Origin of the sequence: Mucilaginibacter rubeus (assembly GCF_003286415.2) — a bacterium.
Taxonomy (GTDB): Bacteria; Bacteroidota; Bacteroidia; order Sphingobacteriales; family Sphingobacteriaceae; genus Mucilaginibacter; species Mucilaginibacter rubeus_A.
In genome coordinates this window covers 2,237,194-2,251,937 of record NZ_CP043450.1, presented here as the reverse complement: position 1 = coordinate 2,251,937, position 14,744 = coordinate 2,237,194, and the positions used below count along the sequence as shown (strand labels likewise).

10 protein-coding genes and 1 tRNA gene are annotated in these 14,744 nt (G+C 41.5%); 8 read left to right on the top strand and 3 right to left on the bottom strand.

What is annotated here, in order from left to right; all coding sequences use genetic code 11:
- Positions 1 to 28: 28 nt before the first annotated feature.
- Positions 29 to 1,426 carry a potassium channel family protein gene (locus tag DEO27_RS09150; RefSeq protein WP_112569163.1) on the top strand — a complete coding sequence of 466 codons (1,398 nt, stop codon included), beginning with the start codon at positions 29 to 31 and terminating at the stop codon, positions 1,424 to 1,426.
- Positions 1,427 to 1,806: 380 nt separating this feature from the next.
- On the opposite strand, the gene DEO27_RS09145 is transcribed toward DEO27_RS09150, so the two are convergent.
- Positions 1,807 to 1,879: transfer RNA gene (locus DEO27_RS09145), tRNA-Lys, on the bottom strand.
- A 241-nt stretch (positions 1,880 to 2,120) separates the two neighbouring features.
- Positions 2,121 to 3,680, bottom strand: a complete 1,560-nt coding sequence (locus DEO27_RS09140; RefSeq protein ID WP_112569165.1) for a beta-N-acetylhexosaminidase — start codon at positions 3,678 to 3,680, stop codon at positions 2,121 to 2,123.
- A 417-nt stretch (positions 3,681 to 4,097) separates the two neighbouring features.
- On the opposite strand from DEO27_RS09140, the gene nagA reads away from it, so the two are divergent.
- The 5 genes from nagA (at position 4,098) to DEO27_RS09115 (ending at position 11,677) form a co-directional block, all read left to right on the top strand.
- Positions 4,098 to 5,303 (top strand): N-acetylglucosamine-6-phosphate deacetylase, encoded by a 1,206-nt coding sequence (nagA, locus tag DEO27_RS09135; RefSeq protein WP_223818198.1) that lies wholly within the window; start codon positions 4,098 to 4,100, stop codon positions 5,301 to 5,303.
- A 23-nt stretch (positions 5,304 to 5,326) separates the two neighbouring features.
- Complete coding sequence (locus DEO27_RS09130) at positions 5,327 to 6,082, top strand: 6-phosphogluconolactonase (RefSeq protein WP_112569168.1); 756 nt, start codon at positions 5,327 to 5,329, stop codon at positions 6,080 to 6,082.
- Between the two features lie 35 nt (positions 6,083 to 6,117).
- Positions 6,118 to 6,729 carry a carbohydrate-binding family 9-like protein gene (locus DEO27_RS09125; RefSeq protein ID WP_112569170.1) on the top strand — a complete coding sequence of 204 codons (612 nt, stop codon included), beginning with the start codon at positions 6,118 to 6,120 and terminating at the stop codon, positions 6,727 to 6,729.
- A 287-nt stretch (positions 6,730 to 7,016) separates the two neighbouring features.
- A complete protein-coding gene (locus DEO27_RS09120) occupies positions 7,017 to 10,040 on the top strand; it encodes a SusC/RagA family TonB-linked outer membrane protein (RefSeq protein WP_112569172.1) in 3,024 nt (1,007 codons plus the stop codon).
- A gap of 5 nt (positions 10,041 to 10,045) precedes the next feature.
- On the top strand, positions 10,046 to 11,677 hold the full coding sequence (locus tag DEO27_RS09115; RefSeq protein WP_112569174.1) for a RagB/SusD family nutrient uptake outer membrane protein: 1,632 nt from the start codon (positions 10,046 to 10,048) through the stop codon (positions 11,675 to 11,677).
- Positions 11,678 to 11,860: 183 nt separating this feature from the next.
- Here DEO27_RS09115 and DEO27_RS09110 read toward each other — a convergent pair whose 3' ends face one another.
- Entirely contained in the window at positions 11,861 to 12,922 is a 1,062-nt protein-coding gene (locus DEO27_RS09110) for a substrate-binding domain-containing protein (RefSeq protein WP_112569176.1), read from the bottom strand.
- 189 nt (positions 12,923 to 13,111) lie between these two features.
- On the opposite strand from DEO27_RS09110, the gene DEO27_RS09105 reads away from it, so the two are divergent.
- Both DEO27_RS09105 and DEO27_RS09100 read left to right on the top strand, forming a co-directional pair.
- On the top strand, positions 13,112 to 14,224 hold the full coding sequence (locus DEO27_RS09105; RefSeq protein ID WP_112569178.1) for an acyltransferase family protein: 1,113 nt from the start codon (positions 13,112 to 13,114) through the stop codon (positions 14,222 to 14,224).
- Between the two features lie 167 nt (positions 14,225 to 14,391).
- Complete coding sequence (locus tag DEO27_RS09100) at positions 14,392 to 14,679, top strand: hypothetical protein (RefSeq protein WP_112569180.1); 288 nt, start codon at positions 14,392 to 14,394, stop codon at positions 14,677 to 14,679.
- Positions 14,680 to 14,744: the final 65 nt, after the last annotated feature.

Here is a 14,744-nt window from a genome sequence, read left to right as displayed (position 1 = left end):
CATCGTCTAAAATCACAGAGGTTATTGAATGAATAGATTTAGAGAGAAGTGGCTTGAAGAGAAAGAACAGGCCGATTTAGATTTATTTGAACGAATCAAAGACAACGCTAAACCAGAAATTGCGGATCTTTGGGCGTTGTCAGAAAGCAGGTTTATCGAGTGGCGAAAACTGCATGACTTTCCAGAATTATTGAACCACTTTGATAAGACTTTAGTTCTATTTAAAGAATGGAAAGTAGATAATAAACTTACAAACGAAATAATTATAGCTACAGGGAAAATCACGCCATTTCTTGCACATAAAAAGGTCTCAAAGAGCAGTAAAAATCTTTTTTTAACAAAGCAAAGTTCGGGAAAAAAGGAAAAACTTTTTGTTACTGATGGAAAAATTGAAGGAGTAAGGGTTCAATTTGGACAAACTTTTAAGTTTGAGTTCTTACAACAATTTATATCCTATTTAGACTGGCTCAAAGAAAGGAATAAGTATCAAGAAATCCTATATGTAAATTTGAGAAGTGCCCCTAATCATGATTCGGAAAGAGTTTGGATTCATGCGAATGTATATGCAAATGAAACTGAATTTGAACTTTTAAAAATGGGAGGTATTTCTGCACCTGTAAACGGCTTTGGGATTTTGTATAGGGGTAAGTATATCGAATTTGCCAATTTATGTGGATTAAAGTTTGACGGAAACATAAATTTTGGAGAAGAAGGAAATCTTCACTGTTCCTATTGTGTATGTGACAATTGGATCGCCGAAGATTTTAGCATGCCACTCCTCAAACTTGAATATTGTAAAGTCATTAATCTTACATTAAATAAGTCCAAACTTCAACAGTGGCTATTTTTTGACTGTGACGTAAGCGGCGATTTTTCGAATTCAAAACTCTATCAAGTAAAGATTTATAATGGAAATTTTAATCCTGTTATACGAGATTGTACTTTTTTCGAAACAAATATACTCGTAGATCCTAATCTTCAAGATAGTAACTTTGGTGCTTATAAAACCTTCAAAAAAATTTATCAAAGCCAAGGTGACGATGATATTGCAAGAATGTATTTTATAAAAGAGAATGAACTTGTAAGAAAAGAGTTAACAGGTTGGAATTATCTGACTAAGTCTTTAAGTTATTATTATTGGGTTTATGGAAGTAAACCACATCGAATAATTTATTTATCAATTGCCATCATACTAATTTTTGGTGTTATTTATTGGGCCGATAGTAATTCTATTTCTGCTAATACTACCAATAAAACTTTTAATTTAGGCGACAGCATATACTTTAGCACTATTACTTTCACGACATTGGGTTACGGGGATTTTAGCCCTAATGGCTGGTTAAAGGCTCTAAGCGCAATCGAGGCATTTTCGGGTGTCGTTAACATGGGATTTTTGATAGCTGGATATTCGAGCAATAAATATTAATGAACGTCGTTAACAAATTGCTTGTTTTCTTTATGCCACTAAATAATTTTCACCAAATACAATTTTTTAGTTGGATTTTGTTCGGCTGAGCCTCATGCAAATAAATGCTAAAGAACTATTTGTAAATAATGTCGTTGTTTACCGACTCCGTAGCTCAGCTGGTTAAAAGGTAGAAGCCACCCTAAAAAAATGCGCCATAAACTGCGCCAAAGAATGCGCCATTTTGACCTCACTGATTAATCAAAAAACTTGTAGATTCCGCAAAAAATGCTTATATTTATTGTAAGCATTTTCACACGGCAAACGGAAAAATGCCCTTTTAAAAGCAATAGAGCATAAAAAAAGTCCCTAAACAAATGTTCAGAGACTTAAGATTAAGGTGACCCCGGAGAGATTCGAACTCTCGACCCAATGATTAAGAGTCATTTGCTCTACCAGCTGAGCTACGGAGTCGGGTATTTGATTTTTATCGGGTCGTAAATATGCGAATTATTTTCTTTTCCGCGCTAAAAAATACCCTGCGTTCGCAATTATTTTAATCTGTTAGTTGTAAAATTTTTTCAAGCAGTATTATCCATTTTAATTTAGACTATAAACCGCAAGTTTTAGATCTCCGATAATAGCGATTGAATTTTCAGCTTGACAAATAAAACACCTCTGAAAATGTTTTCAGAAGTGTTTCTTCGTTCCAAATCTATTTCACAAGCTTATCGAAAAGTTCATTAAGCTTGGCGTTGCGAAGCGCCTTTTCATCAGCAAGTTCGCCTGCCTTTAAAAACCCGCCGTTAAGCCGGTTAAATTTTTCATCAAGTTTAACGGATTGATCCTTCAATGCAACTGCAGTGGCACGGTATTTCCCTTTTACGCTTTCGTTAAATTCGTCGCTGTTCATAGCGGCTTCCAACCGTAGCGTGTTTAGGTAAAACAACCTGATTTCGGCCATTAAACGGTAATGCTCAAACTCCTGCTGGTTTTTCTGTGGCTTCAGTTTATTCAAGGTATTTAACGCGGAACGCGTACTGTCAACTAAATTATCAAGCGATAAATCTGTTTTCCCTTTTACCTTACCAAACGCAACAGGATAAGGAGCCGTAAACAGGGCTGTTCTGAACAGTTCTGCATCCGTCAGACTAAAGCCATAATTGGTTTTGCAGTAACCACGGATAAAAGCGGATATATCCAATGGCTGATTACTTTTAACCGCCTCAGTGTAGGCTGTAATGAGTAGATTAAATGCTGATAAGGGATAAACACGACGGATGGGATATAAAGCCACCGGATCATCATTAGAGTCAAATACCGTTGAGTAAGCTCCCGAGGTTGACCAGGAAGTCATCACCACGCCCTGATAATGTAAAGCTTTGATCTGCGGTATAAAATTGTGGATATTCTCGAAATGATTCCACCACTTTTCAATATAAAAATTATCGGGCTCGCTGCGAATAGATGGCGCACCCCATACTTCATAGCCACTGGCCAGCAGCTTATCACGGTTGCCAAAAAGATTTGGGTTCCAGCCATAATTCCAGTCAACAAAAACTGTTTCTTTAGGCAACAAGTGAATATAGTCCGGGTATTTCAGGGCGATATCTGCCCATACTACCGGTTTCTTGCCCAACCCGCTAACAATATCGCATATGAGTTTGATATGATCAAAGTATAATCGTGACAACCCTACTTCGGCAGCTTTCTTTTTACATTTTTCACAATGCCCCAATAAAAAGGTTTCGTCGCCACCAATGTGTACGTACGGCGAATCATGCAGGCTGATCATATCTTTAATCAGCTTGGTAAACAACTCCCGGTTCAGTTCATGTTCGCTTGGGCATACCTGCGAAAAATCCTTATCGTCTTCCCTTAATGCAGCATACTTATAATGCCTTAAGATGTATTCAACATGCCCAAAAGTTTGCTGTAACGGGATAACATCTATATGCAGACTGCCACAGTATTTTATAAAATCTTTTACCTCTGCCCTTGAATAAGCGTACTTATTAGAGATAACTACTTCCCCGCTATAAGGATATGAACCCTCCCACTCCATAATCAATGTATTGATGCCCTGGTTATGCAGTTTCAGCGCTAATTGTTTTAACGCCGGCATGGTCATTACCTGGATCCGCAGATCAACGTGAAAGGCTTTCACCTTTAACTTATTCTGCGCATGGCTTTGAATGTTAATCGAACAAAGTAATAACACCACTAATAAGTATTGCTTTGTAAGTTTCGTGAAATTGAGCCGAGGGTTTTTCATATCTTAATTTCGTTTTATCGTGTACGTACACGATAAAACGAAATTATCTTGTTGGTTTTAATTTTCCAAATATTATTATCCCTAAATTGAAATAAAATTTGGAGCGGTCAAATTGAGCTGCATTAAATTTCAGTTTATAATCATCAATTTAGAAACCAGCTGAATTACTACGAAAGCAAACGCCTCTCCTATTGTATTAGCATGGGCATTTACGCTCTATCTGCACAGATAATTAAAAAATATTTTTTTGATATTGAAAATTCACTATTATTGCATCGTGTACGTACACGAAAAATAAACCAAAGTAAAACTGAAAACATTTTTACCGATGATATATGGCTACCTTGCCGACGTTATATTACTGCCCTGTTACGCATATCTGGTATTTTTCGCGCTACGGGGTTACAAACTAAACACATGGAAACTAAGGACCAACTAATGTCACCTTTTTTAAAAATAAGCAACGCACGCATTATAACGCCCAACGGCATTTACCCTAACGGCACCTTGATAGCCGAAAACGGGCGGATCAAAGTCATTGAAAACGGCCCGGTTGATTTTACCTGCGACAATGAAATTGACGCCGGGGGAAATCTTTTATGTCCCGGTTTTATTGATATCCATGTGCATGGCGGAGGCGGTTTTGATTTTATGGATAACAACGTTGAAGCTTATTTAAAGATAGCCGAAATGCACGCGCGTTTTGGGACTACCGCCATGACCCCTACCAGCCTGAGCTCGAGCTTCACCGATTTGGAGAAGACATTGGAATGCTATGAATCAGCATCGCTGGTTAATATTAAAGGCGCTCAATTTATTGGTTTTCATATAGAAGGACCTTATGTTTCTATGGAACAAAAGGGAGCACAAAACCCGCTTTATATCAAAGATCCTGATCCAGCCGAATATACCCGGATTATTGAAAGATTCCCTTTCGTAAAACGCTGGAGCGCGGCTCCCGAACTGCCCGGAGCTATGGATTTTGGCAGATATCTGAAAAGCAAAAACGTATTAGCTGCAATAGCACATACCGATGCTGTTTTTGAGGATGTGATTGAAGCGTTTGATAATGGATTTACACATGTAACACATTTCTATAGCTGCATGTCCACTGTGTTCCGTAAAGATGCTTACCGCTATGCCGGCTCTGTTGAGGCTACGTATTTTCTGGATAATATGACGGTTGAGATCATTGCTGATGGCGTACACCTTCCCCCCGCCCTGCTCAAATTAGTCTGCAAACTGAAGGGATATGATAATATTTCATTGATTACCGATGCAATGCGAGCGGCCGGTTTGCCTCCCGGTGAAAGCTATCTCGGTACTTTGGAAGATAATTTTAAAGTTATTGTGGAAGATGATGTAGCTAAACTACCTGATCGCTCGGCGTTTGCGGGCAGCGTGGTAACATGTGATAAGTTGATTAAAAACATGGTTCAACTGGCAGATGTGCCACTGGGGGAAGCGATAAAAATGATGACGATTAACCCGGCCAGGGTAATGGGCGTTGATCAGCAAAAAGGTTCGTTAATAGTGGGCAAAGATGCAGACCTGGTATTAATGACCGACGACTTTAATGTCTTGCAAACCATTGTGAAAGGACAAACTATTTACAAGGCTTAAAAAAGGCTTTTTTTGATAATCAAATGAAAACGACATACGAAAACCTAAACGTAATCATCCTGGCCGACAGGCAAGCGCTCGGCGCGAAAGCTGCCGCCGATGCCGCAGTAACGATAAATAAATTACTGAGCGAAAAAGAGCATATCAACATCATTTTCGCGGCGGCCCCCTCACAGTCAGCTTTTTTAGAGAGCCTGAAAAATGATGATTCCGTTGAATGGGAAAGGATTAACGCTTTTCACATGGACGAGTACCTGGGTTTACCTGCAGATGCGCCTCAAAGCTTTGGGAACTTTTTAAAAGAAGCCATATTTGGTCACGCCAATTTCCGGAGCATAAATTACATAAATGGCAATACAACGGATATAAATACGGAACGTAAACGTTACGCCCGCCTGCTTAATCAAAACCCGCCTGATATTGTTTTTATGGGGATAGGCGAAAACACGCATCTTGCCTTTAATGAGCCCTTCCAAGCCGATTTTAATGACCCCGAGATTATCAAGATCGTAACACTCGACCCGGTTTGCCGCCAGCAGCAGGTTAATGATGGTTGTTTTAAACAACTTGAAGATGTACCGGTAAAAGCATTAACCCTTACCATACCGGTCTTAGTAGCAGCTAAGTATATATTTTGTATGGTACCGGGGATCAATAAAGCCGATGCGGTACGGAAAACACTGAATGAGCCGGTATCAGTTGAATTTCCGTCAACCATTCTGCGTGAACACCATAACGCTACCTTGTACCTTTATACTCAAAGTGCCTCGCTATTATAAGCTATCATTTCAAAGCCCTGATTGTACCATAAATCATGATCTCTACAGAAACAGTTATTCCGTTTTCTGCCGCAGGCAGCGATATGGCTGCGCTGAGCCTGCAACATGCTTTATGGAATACATCCTTACAACAGGAATCCCAAATTGGCATCGCCCATGATAGCAATGGTATATGGTTAGCTTTTGATGTCTGGGATAAATTTCTGCATTCTAAAAAAAGAAGTTTCAACGATGACGTTCACTTTGACAATTGCGTAGAGTTTTTTTTCCGATTCCCCGGCGATATAAACTATTATAATTTTGAGTTTAACTGTCTTGGTTCAATAAAAGCGGCTTACGGTCCGGATAGGTTTCAACGAAAGTTTTTACCTGCTTTGATACTGCACAAAATAGAACAAAACCTACAGGTTTCTATCAGCAACCAAAATAACACCGGGTTAATCAATTGGAAAATCAATGTTTATATCCCCCTTAACGCGTTGCTATTTAGCAATATATCCTCTCTTCAAAACATAACCTGCGAAGCCAATTTCACCCAATGCGGCGATATGCTCCCTCAACCTCATTATTTTTCGTGGGTTTACATTGATACCCCCTCTCCCGATTTCCATCGCCCTGAATTTTTCAGGCAGATACATTTCTCCTAAAGTTCTTTAAGCTCCTCCTCTATTTTCATCCTCCTAATTATCCTGATTTTATGGTCTTTATAGACCTAAAAACCTGCTTTTCCCGCTTTTTTAAACCTTTTTAGCCCTAATCGATAAATAAATTCCCAAAACGTTTGGAAAATTATTAAAAACAAATAAATTTGTTTACGTGTACGTACACGTTTATATTGTTACCGTTAACGTAACAATAATTCTTCTGCCAGTTTCTACCATTTTTAATCACAGATCAATGAATTAACATTTATTAAAACCAAACAATTAGAGCTATGATGAAACTACGACCACCTATCAACATGCATGCTTTTGCCTTAGACGGATACACCCTATCCCGGTGTTGGGGTAAGATGACATTGAAGTTTGCCGTGCTTTTTCTGTTTATTATAGGAAGCTACCGGGCAAGCGCGCAAAACTACCTGGTTAGCGGCCGGATAATTGACAGCCTAACGCTTCAGGGCGTAAGTGGCGCTACCATCAAAATTAAAAACACAACCAAAGGAACGGTTGCCAATCCCGACGGCTCCTTTAAAATTGAAGTAGCCGCCGGCGCTATTTTGGAAATCTCGGCAGTAAACTATCATCCTGTAGAGGTTAAGGCCAATCAATCGGCACCAATACAGATCATGATGACTTCCATCAACAAAACACTGGCCGATGTTGTTGTTATAGGCTATGGAACCGCCAAACGATCGGACGTTACGGGCTCGGTGTCATCGGTTCCCAAAGCCCGTTTAGCCGAAATACCGGCACCAAACGTGTTACAGGCAATGGAAGGTACCGTTGCTGGCGTTAACATCACCACAGGTACAAATGCCCCGGGGGAAAGTCCCAGCATTGTGGTGCGTGGCGTTAACACCATCACGGGAAGCTCTGATCCGTTGATTGTTATTGACGGAACGCCATTTCAAAGTCTTTCCTTAAATGACATCAACACCAATGACATTGCTTCAATAGATATATTAAAAGATGTATCGGCCACTGCCATTTATGGTACACGTGGTGCCAACGGTGTTTTACTGATCACTACCAAACATGGTAAAGCAGGTAAAGCGTCAATCTCTTTCAGTAACTATGCGGGGCCGGAATATTTTGCACATAAGGTGAAACCTATGGGCCCGGCGGAGTATGTGCAGAAATATGCCGACTATAAACTGGAAGCCGGTGTAGACAATAATTTCCCCGTTCCGAACCAATATGAGCAGGAAAATTATGCTGCCGGGAAAACTACCGACTGGCTAAAGGAAATTTCACAACAGGGCTTTATTCAGGACCATAACCTGAGCATTACAGGTGGCGGCAAGGATGTAAGATACTTTGTATCGGGCGATTACTTCAGCGAAAAAGGCTTGCTCAAAGGTTTCCAAAACAAACGCGGGAGCATCCGCTCAAACATTGATGCTACATTGGCCAGCTTTTTAACTGTTGGCGCTAACCTGTACATGACACTCAATAACTTTGACGGCGGTCGCGTAAACCTGCAGCAGGCTATGCAAATGAGTCCTTATGGTAGGTTTAAAGACCCGGATGGCAATTATACAATTTTCCCCATGTCGGGCGATCTGGCTTTTCAAAGCCCTATGCTCGGCCTTACAACAACAAGGAACGACAGGCGCGAGAACTTCATAACCAACGTTTATGCTGAAGTAAAACCATTCGCTGGGCTAAAATACCGTGTTAATGCCAGTTACAACTACCTCCCTACCCTGTATCAATACTACCAGGGAAGATTGGCCGGAGATATTACCAATGGCTCGGCAACGGTAAGCAATGGCGAACGGAACAACTGGGTGGTTGAAAACATTCTGACCTACGAAAAGAACTGGAATAAGCACCATATTGACTTTACCGGTCTTTATAGCGCCCAGCAGAACCGTGAGTATTCATCAACCATCAATGCATCAGGCTTTATTAACGATGCGCTGCAGTTTAATGCATTACAAGGCGCTTCTACGTTCTCGGCGTCTTCATCGTACATTAAAACTACCATTGTATCGCAAATGGCGAGGATCAATTACAGCTATGATAGCCGTTACCTGATAACAGCCACAGCCCGTCGAGACGGTTACTCGGCATTTGGCAGTAACACCAATAAATACGGTACATTTCCATCGGTTGCTGTGGCCTGGAACATGAGTAATGAATCGTTCATGAAAAAGGCTGAGTTTATTGACAACCTTAAACTACGTGGTTCATATGGTTTATCAGGCAACCAATCGGCGGTGGTACCTAACTCAACAGTTACTACGTTTTCAACCACCAGCATTCCGTCAGGTGGCAAACCTACAACTGGTATTGTTGCCGATATATTGGGCAACAGCGACCTGAAATGGGAAAGCACTTATGGCGCTAATATAGGTATCGATTTCAGCTTATTTAAAGGTCGCGTTAGTGGTACTATCGAAGGGTACAAAACCACCACAAAAAACCTGGTGCTTTACCGCCAGCTACCTGCCGCAACGGGCTATCTCAACATTGTATCCAACGTGGGTAAAGTTGGCAACAAAGGTATTGAGGTTACTTTACGCACCCAAAACATCATCAGCGGTGATTTCAGATGGGAAACCAACTTCAACTTCGCGGCCAACAACAACAAGATTCTCGACTTGTATGGCGACAAAAAAGACGATATCGGCAACCGCCTCTTTATTGGCAAACCTATTTATGTTATTTATGACTACAAGCAGGTTGGCGTATGGAAGGTTGGCGAAGATCCATCTAAACAAGATCCTGGCGCCATCCCCGGCGATTTGAAATTTGCCGATCTGGATCATAACGGCGTTATTACATCTGATGGTAAAGACCAGACTATCCTCGGCCAATCAACACCTAAATGGACAGGCGGTGTTACCAGCGCGTGGCATTATAAAAACTTTCACCTGAGTGTGTTCATCCAAACCGTACAGGGCGTTACCAAATATAACCAGCTAACTAATTTTGTTGACTATGGTGGCAGGCAAAACGTTGTGAGTGGCCTGGGCTACTGGACACCAACTAACCAAAGCGATGTCCGTCCGTCCATCAACTATGTAAATTACCTTAACTACGGCTATCCGCAAAAGGCAAACTTTACCCGTATTAAAGATGCTACTTTTAGCTATACCATGCCTAATTCATTGGCCGATAAGCTCAAGCTCAGCGCCCTTACTTTGTATGTAACCGGCCGTAACCTGGCAACTTTTACCAATTGGTTTGGATGGGATCCCGAAGCTAACTACGCCGCAACCGGCGACACCGGAGGCAATTATCCTTTGGTACGGACATTTATTATTGGCGCAAACATCACATTGAAATAAGCATTATGAAAACATATATCAAACTGCTAACGGTGCTGCTCGCCATAGGTGCGATGCTCAACTCCTGTAAAAAGGACTTTTTGAAGGAGACCGTTTACTCCAAATTTACCCCTGCGGCGCTCAAAGATTCACTTGCCTTTGAAGCGGGTATAGTAGGTTTACAATACACTTACAACCTCTGGAACAATCAAAACGAAAACCAGAATGGTAACCAGGGCTTTCTGTGCGTATGGCAAATGGGCACCGATGTGGCCTATAACAAAGCCATCGATGATCTGGACCCTATGGCCATACCCTACACAAACTATGAAAAACTTACCTCAAGGGATGTATCGATAGATTTTGTTTGGAGATGGTGCTACCTGCTCATTAACAACGCCAATAATGTGGTAACCAATATTGATCAACCAGAGTTAACCCTATCAACCGGCTTTAAAAATCGTATTAAGGGACAGGCCTTATTTTACAGAGGATTAGCCTATAATTACCTGGCTACCTTATTTGGCGGCGTGCCTATTATTACCACGCCGCTTACCGCGCCTAAAACTGATTTTGTACGCGCACCGCTTGATGATGTAAACAAGCTCATTGTACAGGACCTTACTTTTGCTAAACAAAACGCGCCAACGGTTGATCAATTAGCAGTAGCCTCAACACCACACACCGCTATGGCTTCTCAATTATTGGCAGAGGTTTACCTGAGGATGGGCAAAAACCCTGACGCTGAAACCGAGTGTAACTCCGTGATTAACAGCGGCTTTTTTAGCTTGATCAGGAACCGTTACGGCGTACATGCCAACCAACCCGGCGACGCCTTCGCCGATATGTTCATTTTTGGTAACCAGCGTCGTAACCAGGGCAATACCGAAGCCATCTGGGTGCAGGAAACAGAAAACCCGGCATCGGTACCTAACGGTGCAGGCCCGGATATTGACAGCAAGTTTCCGGGATATCACTTTACCGGTTCACAACACCGCAGGGCCTGGGGTAGCCGCTACTACAACACGCCGGGTATGATCATAGGCGATAGCTTGGGCGGCCGTGGTATCAGTCGGATGGCTTTAACATACTTTGTGCTTAACCTGTATGATAAGAATGACATGCGCAACTCGCAATACAACCTGCGTCGCAAATATTATTATAATGATCCGTCAAGCTCCCTTTACGGCAAATTGGTTACGGGGCCGGGTATTGACACCAACCGTAACATTGTACCCAAAACAAACAAGTGGGACCAGTTTGACCCTAACGATGAGTTTGGCAGCAGCATGATCAAGGATATGATCATCATGCGCCTGGGTGAAACCTATTTACTTAAAGCCGAAGCGCAATTTAAACAGGGCAACACAGCCGGTGCCGCCACAAGTATAAACGTACTGCGCGACAGGGCTCATGCCCCTTTAGTTAATTCAGGACAAATTACAATGGATTTTATATTGGATGAGCGCGTACGCGAATTGATTGCCGAAGAGAATCGCCGCATGACCCTGATGCGCACCAAAACACTGGTTGACAGGGTTAAAAACCGCGGGCAAAAGATCACCAGCATATCTGATAAGTATTTGTTGTTACCGATACCTCAATCAGAGATTGACCTGAATAAGGATGCTCAGTTAACACAAAACCCCGGCTATTAACAGCGTGCACCGTTAGGTGCTACCTATTTGTAGAATCATGATTAAATTATTTTCTGCGCCGTAGGTGCTACCCTAATGGAGAAGTTTATAGTCGATATGATAAGGGTAGCCTCTACGAGGCACTAATTTTATAATTAATTTATCTACAAATAGGTATCTCCTACGGGGAATCAAAACATTATTTTAATTTTTATAATAATGGAAGTTTTCTTTGGTGATGATATCTATCGGCATGTAGTTAGTACGTTCTGCATCACCTAAGCCAAAAAGATGTTTGTAGAGCGCCATGATACCCTGGTAACCTTGCTCTTTAGGGCGCTGACTGATAATAAATGAGATAGATTCATTTTCGAGGCAACGGATATTTTCTTCAATAAAATCATAGCCAATTAGGATTAGTTTTTGCGGGTGATCTGCCAGCACACGCGCCACCACGTTTACCCTTGAGTTGGTGACAAACAATACCCGCGCATTTGGGGCCGAAGCCAGCGCTTTACTAAGCTGTTTTTTAACCGATTGATTATCGGTATGGTTGATATTAAGCGTAAGTATCGTATTGGCAATATTATGTTCCTCAAAATACTTCCGGAAGCCTTGTTCCTTTCTTAGTAAATGGTGATCGAGTTCCAATTCGGTAGAGATATTGACTATAAATATATCGTCGGCTTCGCGGGCCATCATGCTGATAATCTGCGCCGCAAGCCTACCGCTTTGAAACAGGTCTGGCCCGATATAACTTAAGCTCTCCTGCCGGGGCAGATCAGAGTTGATAAAAACAAATGGGATATTGGCCTCCGTTAGCTTCTTGGTAAGCATAAGTGACTCTTCAATAAACGACGGTGCAAGTAACACCCCTTGTAAATCAGCAGCCAGTATCTGCTCGCTCGCAGTGGTAAAGCTATTTTTTGAATCTAAATCATAAAAGAAGTGCGTGACGCTTACTCCAAACTGCTTTAACTCGTCCACAGCTTGTGTGATACCCACCAGCGGGTACGACCAGTAATTGGTTTCGCTGGATGTTTTCGGGATAAGTACACCAATATTCACCTGGTCGCGACGGGCCAAAAGGCTGGCCATTTTATTGGGCCTGAAATTCAGTTCTTCAATAATGGCATTAACCTTTTTACGGGTTTCGTCTGATACACCCTTGCGGTTATGGATCACCCTGTCAACCGTACCGATAGAAACATTAGCGAGCCGGGCAATTTCCTTAACACCCGTTGAGTTTGAGTTACTTTCTTTCATGTTCAGACACCAAATATACAGACGAATTGAGTTATTCTATCTTCTTTTAAAAACACGTGTATTGTTGTTACACAAATCTTCACAAAACTAAAATAAATCTAAACGTGTACGTACACGTTTAGATTTATTTTAATTAAATTGCAGCATAATTCCTTTTGATCCATAAATATTTATAAGCCAACCCAATTAATGAACTCAGTAAAAGAGCGCCTCCAATCATTAGATGTTTTCCGTGGCCTTACTATTGCTGCCATGATCATTGTTAATACCCCCGGCGATCACGACCACGCTTTCGCCCTATTAAAGCATTCGGAATGGAACGGCTGTACCCCTACCGACCTGGTATTTCCCTGCTTTATTTTTATGATGGGTATTTCTATTGTTTTCGCTTTGCAGTCAAAAAAAGATTATCCTGAAAAACACAGCGATATTATTCTCAAAGCGCTAAAAAGGATGGTTTTGTTAATTCTAATCGGTTGGGGAATTCAGTTGGTGTATAATTTCAGCTTTAGCACATTGCGTTTCCCGGGCGTACTGCCCCGGTTAGGCGTTGTGTATTTTCTGTCGACAGTGATCTACCTATATATCCCTCAAAAAAGATGGAAATACGTTTTCGGAGGAATTTTAATCGGATATTATATTGTTGTCTGCCTTATCCCCTTGCAGGGTTCCTATGCTGTAACACCTACGCATAATATCGCTGCTGTTATAGACAGGTTTTTCCTTTCAGAAAAGCACCTCGCCAAATTTGCGTACACAGATCCCTGTGGCATAGTAGGCACTTTGCCGGCAGTTTGCTCGGCTATGGTAAGTTTATATGCGGGTGCGATATTAAAAGAGCTGAAACTATCTGCAAAAAATAAATTCGGTAGCCTTGCCGTCATGGGCTGCTTATTCACCATAGCCGGGTTGCTTTTCAGTCTGCTCTTTCCGTTAAACAAACCGCTTTGGTCAAGCTCATATGTTTTATATGCCGGCGGGATCTGTATGGTAGCTTTCGCGCTTTGCTACCTGCTTATCGATATTAAAAAAATCAAAATGCCTTATTGGATCTTCACCGTGTTTGGTATTAATGCTATTGCCTCCTATGTGCTATCTGAAGTATTGCCTGAACCTTTTGGATTAATTCATATCACAACAGCTCAGGGTAGAATTTCAGGGATGCATATTATTAACGATCTTGTTTTTAAGAACATAGTTGGCCCGCAGTGGGCATCTTTTATTACCGCTATTATATTTACACTGATAGTTTGGCTACCTATGTTAATATTTTATAAGAAGAAGATAATCGTGAAAATTTAGCGGTTACTGAAAGCCCCTTAACCAACCATCGCCATAACTGCCACAACAATACTGTAGGCCATGTATATGTTTCTTTTGGTAATACATGATCCCGATTAATTTAGGATATTTACAAATAAGCTGGCATTTACTTTCGTAACGCCAACTGTCGAAAAAACAAATACCCAATGAAAACTTTAGCAGAATTTAAAGCATCATTAACTGCAGAACAGCCAGACGGCGGACTTTCTGTACTATTAAAAAGTCTTTGGTATGATGGTAAAGGCGATTGGCATCAGGCGCATGCGCAGGTTGATCACCTGGGTGATCAGGCATCGGCCTGGGTGCACGCATATTTGCACCGCAAGGAAGGCGATATTGGAAATGCCGACTATTGGTATAGTAGAGCAAGGCAGACCAGGCCAAACATCTCTTTAGGAGAGGAATGGGAACAATTAGTATTACATTTTCTTTAATCGGACAAACCTGGTAGTTTCCACTGACAGGAATAGTAAGGCAGCTATATAAAAATTTATGGCTG